This window comes from Actinopolymorpha cephalotaxi, assembly GCF_013408535.1.
Taxonomy (GTDB): Bacteria; Actinomycetota; Actinomycetes; order Propionibacteriales; family Actinopolymorphaceae; genus Actinopolymorpha; species Actinopolymorpha cephalotaxi.
Map to the genome: position 1 here is coordinate 152,113 of NZ_JACBZA010000001.1, position 20,961 is coordinate 173,073.

Genomic DNA, 20,961 nt, shown 5'->3' on the forward strand with positions numbered 1-20,961 from the left:
ACGGAGGAGCCCGTGACGCTGCTGGCCAACGCCAAGGTCGTGACCCCGGAGGAGATCCTCGACCCCGGCTGGGTGGAGGTGGACGGCGAGCGGATCGTCGGCGTCGGTGCCGGGACGCCGGACCGGCCCGCCGACGTCGACCTGGCCGGGCGGACCGTCGTACCCGGGTTCGTCGACACCCACGTGCACGGCGGCGGCGGTGGGTCGTACCTGCGTGCCGACCCCGAGGAGACCGCGCGGGTGGCGGCGTTCCACCTCTCGCACGGCACCACCACGACGTTCGCCAGTCTGGTCTCCACCACCGCGGAGGAGCTGGAACGCCAGGTCGCGGCGACGTCGGACCTCGTGCTCGACGGAGTGGTCGCCGGGATGCACCTGGAGGGCCCGTGGATCAGCGAGGTCCGCCGCGGCGCTCACGACCCCGCCTACCTGCGGCCGGCCGAACCCGCTGAGCTGGACCGGCTGCTGCGCCTGGGCAAGGGCACGGTGTCGATGGTGACGCTGGCGCCGGAGCTGCCGGGCGGGCTGGACGCGGTCCGTCAGGTGACCGGCGCGGGCGTGGTCGTCGCGGTCGGGCACAGCGACGCCGACTACGCCACGGTGATCGCCGCCGTGGACGCCGGCGCCCGAGTGGCCACCCACCTGTTCAACGGCATGCCGCCGCTGCACCACCGGACCCCGGGGCCGGTGGGCGCCCTGCTGGAGGACCCGCGGGTGACGGTGGAACTCATCGCCGACGGCATGCACGTACACCCCGGGGTGATCGCGGTGGCGGCCCGCTCGGCCGGGCCGGGCCGGGTCTCGCTGGTCACCGACGCGATGAACGCGGCCGGGATGCCCGACGGGATCTACGACCTCGGTGGGCAGTCCGTACGCGTCGACCACGGACTGGTGAAGCTGGTCCACGGCGACTCGATCGCCGGCAGCACCCTGACCATGGACGTGGCGTTCCGGCTGGTGGTCCGCGAGGCCGGCTTCGACCTGCGCGACGCGGCGCGGATGTCGGCCACCACACCGGCGGCGACGTTCGGGCTCACCGACGTGGGCTCCCTGGCGCCGGGGCTGCTCGCCGACCTGGTGGTGCTGGACGAGGACCTGCGGACGGTCGCGGTGATGCGGCGCGGCGGCTGGGTGTCGCGTGAAGCCGCCGCCGACGAGCTGTCGTCCCACTGACCGCCGTTCCCCACTGACCGCTGTTTCCTACTGACTAAGGAGAATCTGCGATGCCGCTGGTGCCGACCGGACAGATCGTTGGGGACGCGGCGCGGGCCGGTCGCGGTGTCGGCGCGTTCAACGTGATCCAGCTCGAGCACGCGCAAGCGCTGGTTGACGGTGCCGAACGCGCGGGGGCGCCGGTGATCCTGCAGATCAGCGAGAACGCCGTGAAGTACCACCGTGCGCTGGAGCCGATCGGGCTGGCCACGCTCGCGGTGGCCCGCACGGCGTCCGTGCCGGTGGCGGTCCACCTCGACCACGCCACCCGGCCCGAACTCGTGCGCGAGGCCGTCGCGCTCGGCTTCGGCTCGGTGATGTACGACGCGTCGGTCCTGCCGTACGACGAGAACGTCCAGGCCACGCGGGACGTGGTCGAACACTGCCACGCGGCCGGAGTGTTCGTGGAGGCCGAGCTCGGTGAGGTCGGCGGCAAGGACGGCGTACACGCTCCGGGCGCGCGGACCGATCCGGCCGAGGCCGCGGCGTTCGTGGAGGCCACCGGCATCGACGCGCTCGCCATCGCGGTGGGCACCTCGCACGCGATGCTGGAGAAGACCGCGTCGCTCGACCTCGACCTGATCGCCGCCAACCGCAAGGCGGTGCCGGTCCCGCTCGTGCTGCACGGCTCGTCCGGGGTACCCGACGCCGACCTCACCCGGGCCGTGGAGGCGGGGATGACGAAGGTCAACATCGCCACCTCGCTGAACCAGGCGTTCACGGGTGCGGTGCGCGACTACCTCAGCGCCAACCCGAAGGTCGTCGACACCCGTAAGTACCTCGCGCCGGGACGCGACGCGGTCGCCGCCGAGGTGGCCCGCCTGCTGGGTGTCCTCCGCGCGGCCTGAACCGAGCCGACGGGCCGGGGCCGGCACCGGCCGGTGCGCGTCAGGTGCCCGGTAGGCGACGGCTCACGACCTCCGCGGGCCGATCACCTGGTCGGCCAATTGGCGCGCGAGCCGCGCCGGGTCGGTGTGGGGTTTCGTCACCCCGGCCGCGAGGGTTCCGTCGATGAGCAGCATGAGCTGGTCGGCGGCCGACGCCGGCTGCTGATGGCCGGCCTTGACGAGCTCCTCCTCGAGGAGTTCGTGGACGCGCTCGCGGTACTCGCGGGTGATCCTGTGTGCGGGATGGTCGGGATCGGTCAGGGCGAGGTCGGCCGACAGGTACCTGCAGCCGCGAAAGTCCGGGGTCTCGATGACCTCGGCGAGCATGTCGAAGATCGACAGCAGGCGAACGCGTGGATCATCGCCCGCAGCCCGCATGGTGGTGCGGAAGAGCTCCTCGTCCTCTGCCGTGGTCACTCGTAGCACCTCGGCGATGAGCCCGTCCTTTCCGCCGAAGTGCTCATACAGCGAACGTCGGGCGACATTCGCCTCCTTGAGGATGGCGTCGACACCCACCCCGACTCCCTGGCTGTACGTCAGTTCCTTGGCTGCGGCGATCAGCCGTTCGCGTGGGCGGCTCGCGGTGCGGGTGGTCATGAGGGCAGCGTGCCACGGGGTTGCCAGTAGAACAACCGGTCTATATGGTTTGTAGACCGACCGTTCTATCTAGGGAGTCGACGTGACCCAGCTCACCACCTCGGAGATCATCGACCGCTTCAACCACGCTTTCGTCCACCACGACCCCACCGCCCTGGACGACCTGATCGCCGACGACTGCGTGATGGAGGCGATCCAACCGGCACCGGACGGGGCCCGCACCGAAGGCCGCGAGGCGTGCCTGACCTTCTGGCGGGCGCTGGCCGAGGACCACAGCACACAGTTCGAGCCCGAGGAGGTCTCGGTGTCGGGCGAACGCGCGACCATCCGCTGGCGCTACCGCTTCGGAGACGGTCCCGCGGACTCGGTGCGCGGGGTGAACCTGATGCGGGTGCGGGACGGGCGGATCGCCGAAGCGCTCGGATACAGCAAGACCGGCGGCGAGATTCCGCTCGCCGCCGAATGAGCAGCCGACACGAGACGGGGATCGAACAATGAACAAGCCAAGCGGGTTCGCTGTCCAGCCGGTCCTGCGTACCAACGACATCGAGCGGTTGGGCTCCTTTTACACCGAGCTGTTCGGCGCGAAGGAGGAGCTGAGTGTGCCGGGCAGGAAGGGGCCGTTCTTCGTGACGCTCCGGTTCGGTGACGCCAGCGTTTGTCTGGTCGCCGACAAACGGGGAGCCGACGCGGAGCCGGCCCGGGTCACCGTCGCCGTGTTCGCCGTCTTCGTCGAGAACGTCGACGAGCTGCTGCCAAGGGTGAAACCGGCGGGCGGGGAGGTGCACGGCAAGGCCAAGGACATGCCGTGGGGCCATCGGGTCGCCCATATCTGCGACCCGGACGGCAATGCGCTCAATCTCACCCAGCAGCTCTGAGCACACTCGGCCCGGCCGGAGTAGTCCGGTCGCCGGACCGCCGCCGAACCGGTCCGCGGGCCGGCCTACGTACGGGTGCTCTCCGCGCTCGACGATCTGCCCGCGGAGCTCATGGGCACCGGCGATTCCTCGCGGCGTCCTCACGGTCGTTGCACCATCTGGTGGACGTCCACCCATTCGGGCGGGATGTACTCGGGGTGGCCGTGGCTGCCCATGCGGACGGTCCAGCCTTTGTGGTGGACGAACGTGTGGTGGGTCTTGCACAGGAGCACTCCGTTGTCGAGGTCGGTCGGCCCGAAGTCGTCCCAAGCCGTCATGTGGTGGGCGACGCAGCGTCGTTCTGGCACTTGGCATTCGGGAAAGTGGCAGTGGGAGCCGTCGCGGACGGCGAGTGCGCGGCGCTGCGCTTCGGTGAAGAACCGGTCCGCCATTCCGACGTCGAGGACCTCGCCATTGCCGCCGAGGACGACGGGGATGATGTTCGCGTCGCACGCCATCCTCCGGATCGTGGCGACCGAGACCGGCTCCCCGCGCAGACCGGTGATGCGAGCCGATCCACCGCCGCCGCACTTGCTGCACCCGTCGTGGGGGTCGATGGGCTGGTTGGGGTCGCCACGGTCGTAGGTGTCGGTTGCGGCGTCGGGGTCGAGGGCAGCCTCGGGCTCCGCCGCGCCCTCTTCGGGTTCGGCGTCGTCGTCTTCCGGTCTGAGGTCGCAGTCCTCGGGTCCGGTATGTGGTTCCGGATTCCCGTTGTGTGGTTCGGGTTGCGGATCCCATCGGGGTCCCGGCTCAGTTTCGGGGCCGGTACCGGTGGCGGTGTTCGGTTGTGGGTGCTGGCCGGGTTCTCGCGGTGCGGGTATCCGCTCCGCGGCCCCGGCCGGCGGGTCCGGCTGGTCGGCTGGTGTTTTCTCGTTGTCTGGTTGACCTTTCGAGGCGGTTGCTGTGGTCTCCGCGCCGCCGGGAGTCGCCGTCGGGTCGCCAGTGCCGGCCGGGGTGTTGGGCTGGACGGGGGCGCTGGTCAGGTCCGGGTCGCCGAGGTCGGCAGGCTCGGCGGTTTCGCCGGGCCCGCTCGTCGCGTCCAGGTCACCGGCATCGGCCGGGTCGCCGGACTGGACGGGGTCGCTCGTCACGTCCGGGTCGCCGGCGTCGTCGTGGTCGTCAGGCACGCTGGCGTCAGCAGGCTCGATGGTGGGGCCGCTCGTGTCGTCGGGTTCGGTGACTCCTTGGCCCGGAGGGGGTTCCGGCCGGGTGTCATCGGCGTTCTCGCCAGGCTCGGCGTCTGCACTGGGCTCGGCGCTCTTCTCTTTGCTGTCCTCGGTGCCGCCGGCCTTCTTGCTGGGCTTGCGGGCCTTGCGCTTGGCGGCCTTGCGCTGTGCTTGGCGTTTGGCGTCGGGGGTTTGGCAGCCGCATGGCATGGGGCGGACGGGGTTGAGGTCGTCGATGGTGCCGGACCCGAGGCCGTTCCCCAGTTGCTGCAGGTGGATCAGGACGGTGACACAGTCCCGGCCCCGGCCGCGGTTGGGCGATGCCTCCCACTCGGCCATCCGGGCGATGAGTTCGGCGAACGCGTCACCACGCTTCTGGTCCAGGGGACGGTCGTCAGGTTCGGCGCGCTTGTCGGCGGCGACGAGTGCTTCGATGATTTTGCGGAGTTGTTCCATCTCCAGCACCGGCAGTTTGATCACCACGGTTTCGGAGCCGGGAACACCGTTGGGCCGGTAGAACAGGGACCTGCTGCGTTCGGCGGCGCGTTCGGCGGCGTCGAGTTCCTTGCCGAGCTGCTTCTCCCATTCCTCGGGCGCGATGACCCGCAACAGGTGCCTGCCCAGCAGGCGTACGTCGTCAGGGTTGCGCCGCCGGGATTCGGCGATCAGGTACTCCTCGGCCTTGACACGTTGTTCGAGACTGATCCACTTGGGCAGATCGGTGATCGCGGCGGCGATCACCTGGGCGTGCCGGAAGGAGACCTCCCCTCGTGCCATGGCGCGGGCGGTCAACGTGATGGTGCGGTCCAGGTCGCGGGCGAGGTTGACGGTGGCGTAGGAGTCCTTCGTGCCCATCCGCTGGGTGGTGCGCAGCCACGCCGCTGTCGTGGCCGCGCCGGTGGTTTTGCCGATGTCGCAGGCCTCTGCTTGGCGTACCCACCCGAGCTTCAGCGCGTCGAGCCGGGACTCCTCCACGGTCAGTTCGCTGATCAGCTCTCCGAGATCACCCACCGACACATAGGTGGAGGGGGTGGACAGCGCTTTGTCGAGTCCGGCACGGAACATGCCGACCGCAGCCCTTAGCTCGGCGACGGTGCCACTGCCACCGTCCCAGCCCGGAGAGTCCTGCGTCATCGAATGCATGTCCCTCTCCTCAGGTTTGTGTGGGGAGGTTGAGGGTGATTCCGCCGAGGCAGAGGTAGATCATGGCGGTGAGGGAGTCTGGTCCTGGGTGTCCGTAGCCGCGGCGTTGGATGACGCGGATTTTGCTGTTGATGCCTTCTGCTCGTGAGTTGGACAGGCCGAGTTCGACGGCTGCGATGGTTTGTTGGAAGTACTTCTTCAGGCGGGTGGCCAGTTGGCGCATCGCGGGGATGGTGGATCGGAACGCGCGGGTGATCCACCTTCGAAGGTAGCGGCGGGCCTGTTCGGGTGGGATGCGGTAGAGGTCTCGTAGTTGTTCTTTGAGGGTCCAGGCGCGGAAGAGCTGGTAGTTGTGGCGGCGCAGGGCGTTGATGAGGGCGCGGCGGTCGTCGGTGAGGTTTTCAGCGCCTGAGCGCAGCGCTGTCTTCAGCCGTCGCCACGCCCTGGCCGGGGCGTTGACCTGTGCGACGGTGTGCTGCTTGGCCGGGCTGGCCGGGGCGGCCGGGCTGGCCGGGTTGGCCGGGGCGGCTGGCAGTGGTGGGACGGCGGGGTTGGCCTGGCGGGCTCTGTCGAGGGCTTCGTTGGCCCACTTGATGACGTGGAAGGGGTCCAGGCACACCGCGGCCTGTGGCGCCTTCTGTGCGGCGACGGGCATGTAGATCGGGGAGCCGTCCATGGTGATCGCGGTCAGCTGTTTGCTGCGGTCAGGGCCCAGGGCGGTGAAGAAGCCCTCGAACGCCTTGCGGGTGCGGTCCTTGGTCACCCAGACCACCCGGCCGGTGTCGTGGTCGCAGACGATGGTCAGGTAGTGGTGGCCGCGTTTGTAGGAGATCTCGTCCACCCCGATCCGATACAGCCCGTCCAGCCGGTCGGTGGGCAGATGGTCGGCCACCAGCATTCTCACCGCCCGGTCCACCGCCTCCCACGAGCACCGCAGCAGCCGGGCCACGCTCGTCTTGTCCATGCGCTGGGCCAGCCAGCCGATCACGTCCTGGAAGTCGCGGGTGTGCCGGGCGTTGCGCCGCGCCCAGGGCACGGTCTCGGTGCGGATTCCACACGCCGGGCAGGCGATCCGGGCGATGTCGGCGGCCAGCCACACCTTGGTGGCCCCGAAGTCCAGGTGGCGCCAGCGGCGGCGGGATATGTCATAGCGGGCCCGGGTGGAGAACCCGCACTCACACCGGTAGCGGCGGCCACGCCGGCGGCGAAGGCCAAGAACGAGGCCGTCGGTGGTGAAGTCCACCGAGCACACCGATGCCCCGGACAAACCCAGAATGCGGTTGAATACCGTGGTGACGCGCACGTGCGTTGCTCCAGACGGTTAAGGATTCGACACCCAGAACCTAAGGGCAACCACGTGCGCGTCTTCTCATGCCCCGCCCCGCCCCACACACCCCAACCCAGCCACACCAACCCCCCTCCCGGCCCTGGTTACGAACCCACACCAAGCCGAGGAGAGGGATGCATGTTCGAACTCTACCGGCTGCCACCGACACCTCACCTGTTGTCCACAAGGGCAAGCCGATCAGCCACCTGTGGACAAAAAGCTGGCAGCCGCCACCTCGCCGGTCCCTTATGGCCGGCACTTCTGGCCCGGGACGTGGGCAGGTTCGTGAACCTGGCGTGGTCGAAAGGTCAGCGGTCCGTGTCGTCCAGACGCGGAACCTGACGGTACGGCTCAGAGAACGAGGTCGGCGTACCGCTGGATCATCGTGGCGAGCACATCGTCGGGATCGGCGGCCCACACGTCGGCGTTGAAGATCTCCACCTCGATGTCGCCGGTGTAGCCGGCCGCGTCGACCGCCTCCCGGAACGGCCGGAAGTCGATCACGCCGTCGCCCATCATTCCCCGGGCCAGCAGCGCGTCCGCGGGGATCGGCAGGTTGAAGTCGCACACCTGGAAGGACGCGATCCGCCCACCCGCACGGGCGATCTGGGCGAAGACAGCCGGGTCCCACCACAGGTGGAAGGTGTCCACGACGACGCCGACCTGCTCGACCGGGAACAGTTCGGCCAGGTCGAGTGCCTGCGCCAGGGTGGACAGCACCGCGCGGTCCGCGCAGTACATCGGGTGCAGAGGCTCGAGGGCGAGGCGGACACCGCGTTCACCGGCGTACGGCGCGAGTTCGGCGACCGCGTCGGCTACTCGTTCCCGCGCCGCGGGGAGGTTCCGGGACCCGTCCGGCAGCCCGCCCACGACCAGCACCAGGCAGGGCGCGCCGAGCGCCGCTGCCTCGTCGATCGCGAGCCGGTTGTCGTCAAGTGCGCGTTGACGGGCAGCAGGCTCGGCGGCGGTGAGGAAACCACCCCGGCACAGCGAGGAAACCCGGAGGCCCGTATCGCGTACGAGGGTGGCCGCGCGTTCCACCCCGATGTCCTGCACGGGTTCGCGCCACAGGCCGATGGCGGGGATTCCCTTGCGTACACAGCCGGCGACCGCCTGCGCGACACCCCAGCTGTTGGTGGTCTTCTGGTTGAGAGACAACCGTGTCAAGTCCGCCTTGACGAGACTCCCGGCGGCACCGTCGGCAGCACTCACGCGGCGACTCCGTGCAGGGCAAGGAAAGTTCGCATCCGGGCAGCGGCGAGGTCCGGGTCCGGCAGCAGTCCGGCCCGGTCGGCGAGCCGGAACGCCTCCACCAGATGAGGAACGCTGCGCGCGCTCTGCAGCCCGCCCACCATCGCGAACGCGTCCTGGTGGCCGGAAAGCCAGGCCAGGAAGCAGATCCCGGTCTTGTAGTAGTACGTCGGTGTGCCGAACAGGTGCCGCGACAGCGGAACGGTCGGCCCGAACGCCTCGTCGTAGGCAGCGGTGTCACCGGCGTCCAGCGCGGCCAGCGCGGTCGCGGCGGCGGGTGCGATGGCGGCGAAGATCCCCAGCAGGGCGTCGGATCCGGAGGCGATCAGGTCGGGATAGTTGAAGTCGTCGCCGGTGTAGAGGCGTACGCCCGCGGGCAGGGCCGACCGCACGGCGATCTCGTGGTCGGCGTCGAGCAAGGACACCTTGACACCATCGACCACGCCCGCGTGGTCGCGTACCAGCGACAGGAACGTGTCCGTCGCGGCGGCGAGGTCGGCCGAACCCCAGTAGCCGCTCAGTGCGGGGTCGAACATCGGCCCCAGCCAGTGCAGGATCGCCGGGCGGCGTACCTGGCCGAGCAGCCGGTCGTAGACCTTGCGGTAGTCGTCGGCGTCCCGGGCAGCGGACGCCAGGTGCCGGCTGGCCATCAGGATGGGCTGTGCACCGGCGTTCTCGACCACCGCGAGCTGTTCCTCGTACGCCGCGACCACGTCGTCCAGGCTCGGTGGCCCGGCAGCGGCGGAAGCGCCCAGGGCCGGCAGCTGGTCGGTTCCCGCGCCGCAGGCGATTCGCCCGCCACAGGACGCGGCCTCGGCGGCGCTGCGCCGGATCAGCTCCGCCGTGGTGTCCCAGGTCAGGCCCATGCCGCGCTGCGCGGTGTCCATCGCGTCGGCGACCCCAAGGCCGTGCGCCCACAGGTGCCGGCGGAAGGCCAGGGTCGCGTCCCAGTCCAGTCGGGCCGGTGCGCCGGGAGTGTTGTCGGCGAACGGGTCGGCCACCACGTGCGCGGCGGCGAACGCGACCCGGGAGGTGAAGCCCTCGCCGCGCCGGACCCACTGCGGCGGCGCCATCAGTTCGTACGGCCGGATCGATCCGTCCTCCGAGGGGAGGTTCAGCCGTGTGCCGGTCACGCGCCGACCTCCGGCACCTCGATCCGCCGGCCCTCCCGGGACGACGCGATGCCGAGCTCGGCCAGCTGAACGCCCCGGGCCGCAGCCAGGAAGTCGTACGGGAACGGCGCGGCGTCCTCCTCCAGCACGTGCCGCAGGAACTGTTCCCACTCGGCCTTGAAACCGTTGTCGTACTCCGCGTTGTCCGGCACCTGCTGCCACTGCTCGCGGAACGGCTCGGTGACCGGCAGATCGGGATTCCACACCGGCATCGGCGTGGTCGAGCGGTGCTGGATCCGGCAGTTGCGCAGTCCGGCGACCGCGCTGCCCTCGGTGCCGTCGACCTGGAACTCCACCAGTTCGTCGCGGTAGACCCGCACCGCCCAGGAGGAGTTGAGCTGGGCGATGGTGCCGTCCTCCAGCTCGAAGATCGCGTACGCGGCGTCGTCGGCGGTGGCCTCGTAGGCCTGGCCCTGCTCGTCCCACCGCTGCGGGATGTGGGTCACCGAACGGGCGGTGACGGCACGCACCCGGCCGGCGATCGACTCCAGGACGTAGTTCCAGTGGCAGAACATGTCCAGGGTGATCCCGCCGCCGTCCTCGGCGCGGTAGTTCCAGCTCGGCCGCTGCGCGCGCTGCCAGTCGCCCTCGAACACCCAGTAGCCGAACTCTCCGCGTACGGAAAGAATCCGGCCGAAGAACCCGCCCTCGACCAGCCGCCGGAGCTTGCGCAGGCCGGGGAGGAAGACCTTGTCCATCACTACGCCGTTCTTCACCCCCGCCTCGCGGGCCGCCCGGACGAGCTCGAGCGCGCCGGCCACCGAGTCCGAGGTCGGCTTCTCGCAGTAGATGTGCCGGCCGGCGGCGATCGCGGCGAGCACCGACTTCTCTCGGGCGCGGGTCGTCTGGGCGTCGAAGTAGATCAGGGTGGAGGGGTCGGACAGGGCGGTGTCGAGGTCGGTGGTCCACCGGTTCAGGCCGTGGCGGTCGGCGATGTCGCGCAGCTTCTGCTCGGAGCGGCCGACCAGGAGAGGGGCGGGAACGACGCGGGTGCCGTCGGCGAGCTCGACGCCGCCCTGGTCCCGAATGGCGAGGATCGACCGCACCAGGTGCTGGTTGTACCCCATCCGGCCGGTCACGCCGTTCATGACGATCCCGACTTCACGCACGGCCATCGGACCCTCCCCGCTGAACGAACCTGTCTGGGAAACAGGATGGAAAACGCTTTCCGACGATTCGAAGGAGCCTAGCCGAGCCGGTCGACCGTGAGCAAGCCCGGCAACGGGCAGGGGTCGGACGCTGTCGGACCCTGTGGGAGCACGTCGTCGGGCAGATCGTCGGGCAGGTCCCTGGGCCGCCGGGTGCACCCTCGGGTACGCCGGGCAGGGTCGAGGCATTTTCCCGCGCCGGCTGGCTCGCCGGTGCGTCTGCCCACCCGCGCGGGCGGGCGATCCGGCATGCTGGGGCGCGTACGTCGGACCAGGCAGACCCACACCGACGTGACCCGGCGTACACCGACGTACACCGGGAACGAACTGCGGGCGGAGACACGGAACACATGAGCATTCCCACGGTGGTCACCCTCGGCGACGTCGCCCGGCGGGCCGGGGTGTCGCTGGCGACCGCGTCGCGGGTGCTCAACGGCAGCACCCGGCGCGTCAACGAGGACCTGCGGGTCGTCGTGCTGAAGGCGGCGCAGGAGCTCGGCTACTCGCCCAACCTGCACGCCCAGGCGGTCGCGCGCGGGACGAGTTCGACCGTCGGCCTGGTCATGCACGACATCGCCGACCCGTACTTCTCCGCGATCGCCTCCGGGGTGATGCGCGTCGCCGACGAGCGTGGCCTGATCGTCACGCTGGGCACCACCTCGCGCAATCCCAACCGAGAGTTGCAGTACGTCGCGATGATGCGGGCCCAGCGTGCCCGGGCGGTGATCCTCGCCGGCACCCGTACCGCCGACAAGGAACAGACCGAGCGGCTGGCCGCGGAGGTCACGGCGTTCCGGCGTTCGGGCGGCCGGGTCGCCTGCGTGAGCCAGCACAAGCTGCCCGCCGACACGGTGCTGCCGGAGAACCGCGCGGGGGCGCGGGAGCTGGCGGTGAGGCTGGCCGAGCTCGGGCACCGGCGGTTCGGGGTACTCGCCGGTCCGCGCCAGTTGCTGACGGCGCGCGACCGGCTGGCGGGGTTCAAGGCGGGCCTGGCCGAGAAGGGCGTACGGCTCGCGCCGGACGCGGTCGTCGACGGGCCCTTCACCCGCGACGGCGGGTACCAGGCGGCACGCGACCTGATGGCCCGCGGGCTCGGCGTCTCGTGCGTCTTCGCGGTCAACGACGTGATGGCGGTCGGTGCGATGGCGGCCTGCCGCGACGAGGGCGTCGACGTTCCGCGGGATCTTTCCATCGCCGGCTTCGACGACATCCAGACGTTGCGCGACCTGGTCCCGCCGCTGACCACGGTCCGGCTCCCGCTGGAGGAGATGGGCGTGCGCGCCGCGGAGCTGGCGCTGGAGCTGGACGCTCCGGAGAAGGACCGGCTGGTGCGCGTACGCGGCGAGGTCGTGATCCGGGAGAGCACCCGCAAGGTCCGCGGCTGACCCGCGCGCGGTGGCAACCCGCTCTGGGGCGGACGTCAGGTGCGTTTCGGTGTGTCCTGGATGATCTCGCGTGCCGCACGGACGAGGGCGGCGTTGCCCGGGGCGGGGGCGCCGTCAGGGAGGTGAAGCACGTCTTCCAGGCCGATACGGGTGTCCAGGCCGCGGGAGGCCGCGAGCCGCAGGACCGCCCACGCGGCGGTGTCCTCGCCGTGCAGCAGAATCGGCGCGGGAACAGATCCGAGTCCGTCCAGGAGCTCGGCCGCGGCGTGCAGCGCTTCCTGCGGGGCGGCCTCGGTGATCTCGGCCAGGACGCGCAGGACCCGGCGAGCCCCGGGCCAGTCCAGGAACCGTCGTGCCGCGGCAGTGCCGGAGTAGATGCCGGCCTCGACGCCGATTCCCCGATCCAGCAGGGCCGTGGCGACCTCGGATGCGCCGTCCTCGTGCCAGTTCACCGACGCGTGGTCGGGTAGCACGGTCCAGGACCGGACCTGCGCGGCACGGGCACGAGGGTCCGGCGTGGCCCATGCGCCGGTGGTGACTCCGACGGGGACCCCCGGGACGGCAGCCCGCACCGCGCTCACCGCGGCGGCGACGGCGGCGGCTTCCAGCGTGTCCTGACCGTCGTGGTCCTTGGGGTGCAGGTGGACGTCCTCGGCGCCGGCGGCCACAGCCTCGCGGGCCGCCACCGCCAACTCCTCGGCGGTGACCGGCAGGTGGGCGCACTCGACCCGGCTTCGAGCACCGTTGGGACACACCTGCAGCACGACGCCATCCTCGCAGCCACACCCCAGCCGGTGCCGGACGTGGTCACCACCGTCGTCGCCAGTCTCGGGAAGCGCTTACCCACGCGCGCTACGCTGCCGCACATGGTCCCAGCGCGCCGCCCCGCCGTCGTCCTCGCGATGTCCCCGGCCAACCTGCCCCGCCTGCTCGACGACCACCAACGGCAGCGCCTCGCCGCGATCGCGGACGTGGACCTCGACCTCGTTCTGGACGAGTACCACAGCCCGCGCGCCCGGGCGGCCCTCGGCCGGGCGGAGGTGCTGCTCACCTGCTGGGGCGCCCCGCCCGTCGACGCCGAGGCGGTCGCCGCCGCGCCCGGGCTGGCCGCGGTCGTGCACGGTGCCGGCTCGGTCAAGAGCCTGGTCACCCAGGCCGCCTGGGACCACGGCGTCCGGGTCTCCTCGGCGGTCGCCGCGAATGCCGTCCCCGTCGCGGAGTACACCGTGGCCATGGTGGTGCTCGCCGGCAAGCGGGCGTCCCCCATCCAGGCGGCCTACAGAGCCGACGCGCGCCGACAGGACTGGGCCGCCCGGTTCCCCGGCCTCGGCAACTACCACACCACCGTCGGGATCGTCGGCGCCTCGCACGTCGGCCGGCGGGTGCTGGACCTGCTCGCGGCGTACGAGATGGACGTCCTGCTGGCCGACCCCACCCTGACCGCGGCGCAGGCCGCCGGCCTCGGCGCCCGGCTGGTCGACCTGGACGAGCTCGCCGCCGGTTCGGACGTGGTGAGCATCCACGCACCGGACGTACCTGCGACGTACCACCTGTTCGACGCCCGCCGGCTGGCCCTGATGCCGGACGGCGCCACCCTCGTCAACACCGCGCGCGGCCGGCTGGTGGACACCGCCGCACTGACCGCGGAGACGGTGAGCGGGCGGCTGTCCGCGGTGCTGGACGTCACCGATCCGGAGCCGCTGCCCGCGGACTCGCCGTTGTTCGGGCTGCCGAACGTCGTACTCACCCCGCACATCGCCGGGTCGCTGGGCAACGAGGTGCACCGGATGGGCGCGCTCGCGGTGGACGAGGTCGAACGCTTCGCCCGGGGAGAGGGCTTCGCCCACCCGGTCGACCGGGCGCGACTGGACCTGCTGGCCTGAGCGAGCACCGGTACCGGGATAGGCTCCGGCCATGGGACGAGGATCGCGAGCGAAGGTTCGTTGGACGAAGGAACGCACCCGCCGTAAGCGCGAGCGGGACAAGCGCAAGGCAGAGGAACGAGGCGCGGCGCGCAAGAGCGGCTGACCGCGGGTCGTCGCCCGTGGGAGTTCGCCGTGTTGCCGGGGCGTTCCCCGGCAACACGGCGGTCTCCCGCCCCCGGCAGGCAGCGCTGAGCGCGGATGACCCGCCCGCCGGGCGCAGGCGTGATTCTTCGGCCGGTCCGCACCCTGTCCGGGAGCGATACGGCACGTGTGGGCTCCTTTCGGCCTATGATGCCGAGCCCGAGCATCGACACCCCGTTACGACGGTTTCGACGCACCTGCCAGCCTTTCGCCCGTTTTGACCGCGGCCAGGTCCGGACGCCGCCGCGTATTCTTTTGGGCAGGCAGACCTGAGAAGGAGCACGCGGCGTGAGCCACAGCGATCTGATCGACACCACGGAGATGTATCTCCGCACCGTGTACGAGCTGGAGGAGGAGGGCATCGTCCCTCTCCGCGCCCGGATCGCCGAACGCCTGCACCAGTCCGGCCCGACGGTCAGCCAGACGGTCGCCCGGATGGAACGCGACGGACTGCTCACCGTCCAGGGTGACCGGCACCTCGAGCTGTCGCCGAAGGGCCGGGCGCTGGCCACCCGGGTGATGCGCAAGCACCGGCTCGCCGAGCGCCTGCTGGTCGACGTGATCGGGCTGGACTGGGAGCTGGTGCACGTCGAGGCCTGCCGCTGGGAACACGTGATCTCCGACGACGTCGAACGCCGGCTGGTGACGATCCTCGGCGAGCCGACGGTCTCGCCCTACGGCAATCCCATCCCCGGTCTCGCCGAGCTCGGCTACACCGGCGCGGTGGAGGACTTCCTGACCGAGGTGGAGTCGCTGGAGCAGGTGGTCGGCAAGGCCGGGCCCGGTGAGGAGACCAAGGTGGTCGTACGCCGGATCAGTGAGCCGCTGCAGACGACGCCGGAGCTGATGGAGGTGCTGCGCCGGGCGGGTGCGCTCCCGGGTCAGACGGTGACCGTGACGGCCGGACCGGACACCGTGCAGGTCCGGGGCGGCGACGGCGGCGGCGACGGGATGAGCGGCGACGGGTCGGCGCGGATCGCCGGCGCGACCGCCGAGATCGCCCACCAGCACGCCGGTCACATCTTCGTCCGCCGGCTCTAGGTCGTGGTGGAACTACGACCTGGGTTCTCTCGGATCGAGCCGGGTGCGGCGGACAGGGCGCGGTGCCACCCTCCCGGACCGGGTCCTATCCTCGATCTGCCCTGCCCCCGTCCTCCGCGAAGGAGGCTGAAGCGCCGTGACGTCTGACTGGCGCGGCTATCTCGACGACTTCCACGTCCGCCACGCCGGTGTCACCGAGGACCTGCTGCGGCGTTGCCGTGCGGGCGACCTCACGCCGTACGGCTGGGTGCTTCGGCCGGTGGCCGGCAAGGGGCGTCGCGTACTCGACGTCGCGTGCGGCAGCGGTGCGGTGGCCGGTGACCTGCACCTGGAGCAGTACCAACGGGAGGGCATCGAGGATCCGCTGGTCGTCGGAGTCGACCGGTCGCGGCAGGAGCTCGCGAAGGCCAGGGAACGCCACCACGCCCAGGTGCTGTGTGCCGACGCCACCAGGCTGCCGTTCACCGAAGGCGGGTTCGACGCGGTGGTGTGCTCGATGAGCCTGATGGTGGTCCAGCCGCTGGCGGAGGCACTGGCGGAGATCGCGCGGGTGCTGCGCCCGGGCGGCATGCTGTCCGCGACCGTGCCGGCCGCGGTGCCGTTGCGGCCGAGCGACCTGCTGGTCCTGGGGCCGCTCACCGCCAGGCTTCGGACGCCGCCGCGGTTCCCCGGCTGGTCCGAGCTCGGCGACCTGGGCGACCGGCTGGAAGACGCCGGCCTGCACGTCGTCGAGGACGCCCGCGAGCGCTTCGTGTTCTCCGTACGCGACGCGGCCGACGCCGAGTTGCTGATTGCCGCGCTGTACCTGCCGGACCTGTCGCCGGAGCGGCGGTCCACGGCGATCGCCTGGCTCACCGAACGCGCGCACGGTCGTCCGGAAGGAGTGGACATCGCCATCCCGATCCGCCGGGTGCTGGCGATGCGTCGTGAGCCCGCGCCGACGAGCCCTGCGAAACACGCTCGGGCGCTGGAGGCAAGGCGGGATTGACAGCGTTCCTCGCTGTCAATCGTTCCTTGTCAACGCGGTTGGTGCGGTCCGCTGGACTCCCGTACGACCAGTTCCGGCTGGAACAGCACCTGTTCGTGCTCGTGCTGTCCGCGGGTCCCGGCCTCGGCGAGGAGGAGGTCGGCGGCGGCCCGGCCGATCTGGTAGCGCGGCTGGCGGATGGACGTCAGCGGGGTGGTGAGCACGGCCGCGAACTCCACGTCGTCGTACCCCACCACCGCGACGTCGTCGGGCACGCCGAGACCGCGGGCACGCAGCCCGCGCAGCACGCCGAGCGCGGTCAGGTCGTTGACGCAGAGGATCGCGGTGACACCGTCGGCCTGGTCCAGCACCCGGGTGAGGGCCTGCTCGCCGCCGTCGGCGTTCAGCGCGCTGACGGTCACCTCCACCAGCGAGCCGGACAGCGTGAGACCGGCGGCCTTCAGCGCCTTCCGAACTCCCTTGCGCCGGTCCGCGCACTGCCGGATCTTCGTGGGTCCGTTGACGAACGCGATCCGCCGGTGGCCCAGCGAGATCAGGTGCGCGGCGGCGAGCTCGCCGCCGCGTACGTCGTCCACTCCGACCGAGCACATCGTGCCGCCGTCGCTGCGGTCGAGCAGCACGACGGCGGTGCCGCGGGCGCGGGCCTGGTCCAGCCAGGTGAGGTCCTCCTCCGCCGGGCTGACCAGGACGCCCTGCACACCCTGTTCCTCCAGCAGCCGGAGGTAGCGCAGCTCGCGTTCGTTGCTCTCGTCGGAGCTGGCCAGGATGAGGATGTGGTCGTCCTCGGCGAGACGGTCCTCGATGCCGCGGGCGACGTCGGTGAAGAAGGGGTTGGCGATGTCGAGGACGATCGCCCCGACCGCACGGCTGGTGCCGGCACGGAGCTGGCGGGCCGAACCGTTGCGGACGAAGCCGAGAGTGGCGATGGCCTCCTCCACCCTGCGCCGGGTTTCCTCGGCCACCAGTGCGGGTTTGTTCAGCACGTTCGAAACGGTCCCGACAGACACGCCCGCGAGTTCGGCCACGTCCCGAATTCCCCGGCGACGCGCGGAGCTGTGCGGCGTACGACCCACGCTTTCGACAATCGCCGCCATGAAATCCCTCCCACAGTAAGGCCCGCCCCGGAAAGGCATTCCCCGGAACCGGCCATGAAACGCACCCGCCGGACCGGCCGCGAAGAGCGGACCCGAACCGCCGGGCTAATGCCCACCTGCGAAGCCACACACGAAGCCAGACACGAAGCCACACACGAACCAGGCTTGGGATCCAGCATAGGAGCCCTTGACAGTCCGCTGCGCCGACAATAGCGTCACTCGCGCGAATCTTGAAAGGTTTCACCGCCCATTCAACGGACGGACTGTGACGTGGACGAAACCGCCGGGCCACTTCGGCCGCACGATCTTCGGACAGAAACCGCGAAATCCCCCCTCGGCCTGGACGAGCCCAGGCCGCTTCTGGCCTGGGAACTGACCGGAAACGGCCGGAGCAGGGCGCAGCGCGGTTACCGCATCCGGCTTTTCCCGGCCGCGGCCGGCGCCGATCCGCTCGCGGACGGCGGCGACGTGCACCCCGCTGTCGTGTGGGACTCCGGTGAGGTGACCTCGCGCGACTCGGCCGGTGTGGAGTACGCCGGTCCGGTACTGGCCGCCCGTGAGCGGTACGCCTGGGCGGTGCGGGTGACCGACGAGTCCGGGCGCGACTCGGGGTGGAGCGAGCCGGCGGAGTTCGAGCTGGGCCTGTTGACGGAGTCGGACTGGCACGCGGACGGCGTCGGCACGCGGTGGATCGGCTCGCCCGGCGAGGACGACCTGTCCGGCGCGGTGTCGCTGGACTACGCGGGCCGGCCGCGGCACCGGATCGAACGCGTGTGGCTGCCCGGCGACCTGTCCTCGGCCGCGCGCACCGCCTACTTCAGGACGCGGTTCGAGGTGCCGGACGGTTCGGTCCCCGAGCGCGTGCGCGTCGTGGCCGACGCGAGTGACGCGGCCGTTCGCGTGTACTGCAACGGACGTGAGGTCGCCGCGGACGGCACCCCGATCGAGGCGGGCGTGCTGCGTACGGGCTCGAACGTGCTCGCGGTCGCCGTCGACGGCAACCCGAAGACGCGCACGCAGACGCACACACAGACGGACCCCGCAACGCACGCGAACGACGTGTCGGGTCTGGTGGTGCACCTGAACGCCGAGTCGGGCGAGGACGACGTCGTGGTGACCAGCGACGACAGCTGGCGGTGCTCGCCGGTCGCGGACGACGGCTGGGAGACCACCGACCACGACGACTCGGGCTGGCAGCTGGCGCAGGCGTTCGGTCTGCACGGTGTCGCGCCGCACGGCCGCTCACCCCTCAGCCACCGCCCCACTCCCTATCTGCGCAAGGAGTTCCGGACCGGCGCACCGGTTCGCCGCGCCCGGCTTTACGCCACCGCGCTCGGCATCTACGAGGCCCGGTTGAACGGCGAGCGGGTCGGCGACCACCGGTTCGCTCCGGGCTGGACCGACTACGCCCGCCGCGTTCCGTACCAGACCTACGACGTGACCGACCTGGTGCGCTCCGGCGACAACGTGCTGGCCGGCGTGCTCGCCGACGGGTGGTACACCGGCAACGTCTGCTGGTTCGGTCCGTTCCAGTACGGCCGGCATCGTGCGTTCCGCGCGCGGCTCGAGGTCGAGCACACCGACGGCACGCGCACAGTCGTGGCCACCGACGAGTCCTGGCGGGTGGGCGAGGGAGCGACGAGGTACACCGACCTGCAGAACGGCGAGGTCGTCGACGCCCGGCTGGAACCAGCCGGTTGGGACCTGCCCGGCTTCGACGACTCCGCCTGGCCGCACGCGGTCGCCGGCTCACCCAGGCACGGTCCGCTGGAAGCCGAGGTGGCCCCGCCGATCCGTGTCAAGGAGACCTTGCCCGCGGTCACCGTCACCGCGCCCCGGCCGGGTGTGCACCTGGTCGACTTCGGCCAGAACCTCGTCGGCTGGGTGCGGTTGCGCGTACGCGGACAGGCCGGCACCAGGCTGCTGGTGCGGCACGCCGAGGTGCTCGACCACCGCGGCGAGCTGTACGTCGAGGCGCTGCGCGACGCGCGAGCCACCGACGAATACGTCCTGCGCGGCGATCCCGACGGCGAGGTGTTCGAACCCCGCTTCACCGTGCACGGGTTCCGGTACGCCGAGATCGTCGGCTTGGCGGGCGACCTCGACCCGGCCGACGTGCAGGCGAAGGTCGTCTACGCCGACATGGAGCAGATCGGCGCGTTCGAATGCTCCGACCCGCGGCTCAACCAGCTGCAGCACAACATCGTCTGGGGTCAGCGCGGCAACTTCCTCAGCGTCCCGACCGACTGCCCGCAGCGCGACGAGCGGCTCGGCTGGACCGGCGACGCGCAGGTCTTCGCCTCCACCGCGGCGTACAACTACGACGTCCGTTCGTTCCTGCGCAAGTGGCTGCGCGACCTGCGCGACGGCCAGCAGCCCGACGGCGGCGTACCCCACGTCGCTCCGGACGTGCTCTCGCCGCAGTCGTTCCTGATGGGCGGTGACGGCCGTGCGGCCGCGGGTGCCGCCGGGTGGGGCGACGCGATGGAGATCGTGCCGTGGGAACTGCTGCGCGTGTACGGCGACCGCCGGGTGGTCGCGGAGAACCTCGCCGCGGTCGGTTCCTGGCTGGACTATCTCGAGGAACACAGCACCGACTTCGTGCGGCCGGCCGAGGGGTTCGCGGACTGGCTGGCGCCGATGCCGACCCCCGCCGACCTGGTGGCCACCGCGTTCTTCGCCTACGCCGCCCGGGTCGCCGGGTGGCTGGCCGCCGAGCTCGACCGGGCCGACGAGGCGGCCAGGTGGGAGAAGCTGTACGACCAGGTGCGGGCGGCGTTCCGGGCCCGCTACGTGCGCGGCGGCGGGCGGGTGCAGTCCGGCACCCAGACGTCGTACGTGCTCGCGCTGCACTTCGGGCTGCTCGAGCCCGGGGAGGAGCCACTCGCCGCGCGGCACCTGGTGGAGGAGATCGCCTCCCGCAACTGGCACCTCGCCACCGGTTTCCTGGGCACGCCCTACCTGCTGCCGGTGCTGTCGAGGTTCGGCTTCGAGGACGTGGCGTTCCGGCTGCTCACCCAGGACACCTTCCCGTCCTGGCTCTACCCCGTCGTGCACGGCGACGCCACCACGATGTGGGAGCGCTGGGACTCCTGGAGCGACTCGCGCGGCTTCCAGGACCCGGGCATGACGTCGTTCAACCACTACGCCTACGGCGCGGTCGGGGAGTGGATCTACCAGACGCTCGGCGGGATCGCGCCGGGAGAGCCGGGCTACCGCACGGTGGTGGTCCGTCCGCGCGCCGGCGGCGACGTCAGCTGGGCGCGGGCGTCCCTGCGGACGCCGTACGGCAAGGTGTCGACGCGCTGGCGGCGGACGCCGGAGGGGGCGTTCACCCTCGAGGTCACGCTGCCCCCGAACGTCACCGGCGAGGTCTGGCTACCGACGGCGGACGCGTCCGGGGTGACCGAGAGCGGCGAGCCGCTCGCCGGGGCGGACGGCCTGGCGGTGGAGCGGAGCGGCGACGAGACGCTGGTCCGGTTGGGTTCGGGCACGTACGTGTTCCAGGTGCCGGCCACGACCTGACCGGGCTGACTGGGCCCGGCCGGCCGTGCGCCGGCCGGAGTG

Annotated in this window: 17 protein-coding genes; 9 read left to right on the top strand and 8 right to left on the bottom strand. The window is 71.2% G+C overall.

Features of this window, described 5'->3' with window-relative positions; all coding sequences use genetic code 11:
* Window positions 1–12: 12 nt before the first annotated feature.
* Window positions 13–1,173, top strand: coding sequence for an N-acetylglucosamine-6-phosphate deacetylase (gene nagA, locus FHR37_RS00665; protein WP_092889489.1), 1,161 nt, complete (start codon window positions 13–15; stop codon window positions 1,171–1,173).
* 50 nt (window positions 1,174–1,223) lie between these two features.
* Window positions 1,224–2,060: a class II fructose-bisphosphate aldolase gene (locus tag FHR37_RS00670; protein WP_092889492.1), complete on the top strand. Its 837-nt coding sequence runs from the start codon at window positions 1,224–1,226 to the stop codon at window positions 2,058–2,060.
* Window positions 2,061–2,123: 63 nt separating this feature from the next.
* Here the strand turns inward: FHR37_RS00670 and FHR37_RS00675 are convergent, their stop codons facing one another.
* Window positions 2,124–2,696, bottom strand: a complete 573-nt coding sequence (locus tag FHR37_RS00675) for a TetR/AcrR family transcriptional regulator (RefSeq protein ID WP_092889496.1) — start codon at window positions 2,694–2,696, stop codon at window positions 2,124–2,126.
* 82 nt (window positions 2,697–2,778) lie between these two features.
* Between FHR37_RS00675 and FHR37_RS00680 the strand changes: the two genes are divergently transcribed.
* Complete coding sequence (locus FHR37_RS00680) at window positions 2,779–3,162, top strand: nuclear transport factor 2 family protein (protein WP_092889499.1); 384 nt, start codon at window positions 2,779–2,781, stop codon at window positions 3,160–3,162.
* A 28-nt stretch (window positions 3,163–3,190) separates the two neighbouring features.
* A complete protein-coding gene (locus FHR37_RS00685) occupies window positions 3,191–3,574 on the top strand; it encodes a VOC family protein (protein WP_092889502.1) in 384 nt (127 codons plus the stop codon).
* Window positions 3,575–3,714: 140 nt separating this feature from the next.
* Here FHR37_RS00685 and FHR37_RS00690 read toward each other — a convergent pair whose 3' ends face one another.
* The 5 genes from FHR37_RS00690 to FHR37_RS00710 all read right to left on the bottom strand — a co-directional run bounded on the left by FHR37_RS00690 (window position 3,715) and on the right by FHR37_RS00710 (window position 10,787).
* Window positions 3,715–5,922 (bottom strand): HNH endonuclease signature motif containing protein, encoded by a 2,208-nt coding sequence (locus FHR37_RS00690; RefSeq protein WP_179770969.1) that lies wholly within the window; start codon window positions 5,920–5,922, stop codon window positions 3,715–3,717.
* Window positions 5,923–5,932: 10 nt separating this feature from the next.
* Window positions 5,933–7,225: an ISL3 family transposase gene (locus FHR37_RS00695; protein WP_179770970.1), complete on the bottom strand. Its 1,293-nt coding sequence runs from the start codon at window positions 7,223–7,225 to the stop codon at window positions 5,933–5,935.
* Between the two features lie 375 nt (window positions 7,226–7,600).
* Window positions 7,601–8,461, bottom strand: coding sequence for a sugar phosphate isomerase/epimerase family protein (locus tag FHR37_RS00700; RefSeq protein WP_092881132.1), 861 nt, complete (start codon window positions 8,459–8,461; stop codon window positions 7,601–7,603).
* Window positions 8,458–9,633: a dihydrodipicolinate synthase family protein gene (locus FHR37_RS00705; protein ID WP_092881134.1), complete on the bottom strand. Its 1,176-nt coding sequence runs from the start codon at window positions 9,631–9,633 to the stop codon at window positions 8,458–8,460. The genes FHR37_RS00700 and FHR37_RS00705 overlap by 4 nt, the downstream gene beginning before the upstream one ends.
* The gene (locus FHR37_RS00710) at window positions 9,630–10,787 is read right to left on the bottom strand and encodes a Gfo/Idh/MocA family protein (protein WP_092881136.1); all 1,158 of its coding nucleotides are present in this window, start codon (window positions 10,785–10,787) and stop codon (window positions 9,630–9,632) included. The genes FHR37_RS00705 and FHR37_RS00710 overlap by 4 nt, the downstream gene beginning before the upstream one ends.
* Before the next feature lie 383 nt (window positions 10,788–11,170).
* Between FHR37_RS00710 and FHR37_RS00715 the strand changes: the two genes are divergently transcribed.
* Window positions 11,171–12,205 carry a LacI family DNA-binding transcriptional regulator gene (locus FHR37_RS00715; RefSeq protein WP_092881138.1) on the top strand — a complete coding sequence of 345 codons (1,035 nt, stop codon included), beginning with the start codon at window positions 11,171–11,173 and terminating at the stop codon, window positions 12,203–12,205.
* A gap of 35 nt (window positions 12,206–12,240) precedes the next feature.
* Here the strand turns inward: FHR37_RS00715 and FHR37_RS00720 are convergent, their stop codons facing one another.
* Window positions 12,241–12,969, bottom strand: a complete 729-nt coding sequence (locus FHR37_RS00720; protein ID WP_092881140.1) for a 3-keto-5-aminohexanoate cleavage protein — start codon at window positions 12,967–12,969, stop codon at window positions 12,241–12,243.
* 102 nt (window positions 12,970–13,071) lie between these two features.
* On the opposite strand from FHR37_RS00720, the gene FHR37_RS00725 reads away from it, so the two are divergent.
* From FHR37_RS00725 to FHR37_RS00735, 3 genes are all read left to right on the top strand, one after another.
* Window positions 13,072–14,088: a hydroxyacid dehydrogenase gene (locus FHR37_RS00725; protein WP_092881803.1), complete on the top strand. Its 1,017-nt coding sequence runs from the start codon at window positions 13,072–13,074 to the stop codon at window positions 14,086–14,088.
* A 471-nt stretch (window positions 14,089–14,559) separates the two neighbouring features.
* Window positions 14,560–15,312 carry a metal-dependent transcriptional regulator gene (locus FHR37_RS00730; protein ID WP_092881142.1) on the top strand — a complete coding sequence of 251 codons (753 nt, stop codon included), beginning with the start codon at window positions 14,560–14,562 and terminating at the stop codon, window positions 15,310–15,312.
* A 136-nt stretch (window positions 15,313–15,448) separates the two neighbouring features.
* The gene (locus FHR37_RS00735; protein ID WP_092881144.1) at window positions 15,449–16,300 is read left to right on the top strand and encodes a class I SAM-dependent methyltransferase; all 852 of its coding nucleotides are present in this window, start codon (window positions 15,449–15,451) and stop codon (window positions 16,298–16,300) included.
* A gap of 29 nt (window positions 16,301–16,329) precedes the next feature.
* Here FHR37_RS00735 and FHR37_RS00740 read toward each other — a convergent pair whose 3' ends face one another.
* Window positions 16,330–17,394, bottom strand: coding sequence for a LacI family DNA-binding transcriptional regulator (locus tag FHR37_RS00740; RefSeq protein ID WP_175542347.1), 1,065 nt, complete (start codon window positions 17,392–17,394; stop codon window positions 16,330–16,332).
* 270 nt (window positions 17,395–17,664) lie between these two features.
* On the opposite strand from FHR37_RS00740, the gene FHR37_RS00745 reads away from it, so the two are divergent.
* Window positions 17,665–20,919 (top strand): family 78 glycoside hydrolase catalytic domain, encoded by a 3,255-nt coding sequence (locus FHR37_RS00745; protein ID WP_092881148.1) that lies wholly within the window; start codon window positions 17,665–17,667, stop codon window positions 20,917–20,919.
* The last annotated feature ends 42 nt before the right edge of the window (window positions 20,920–20,961 follow it).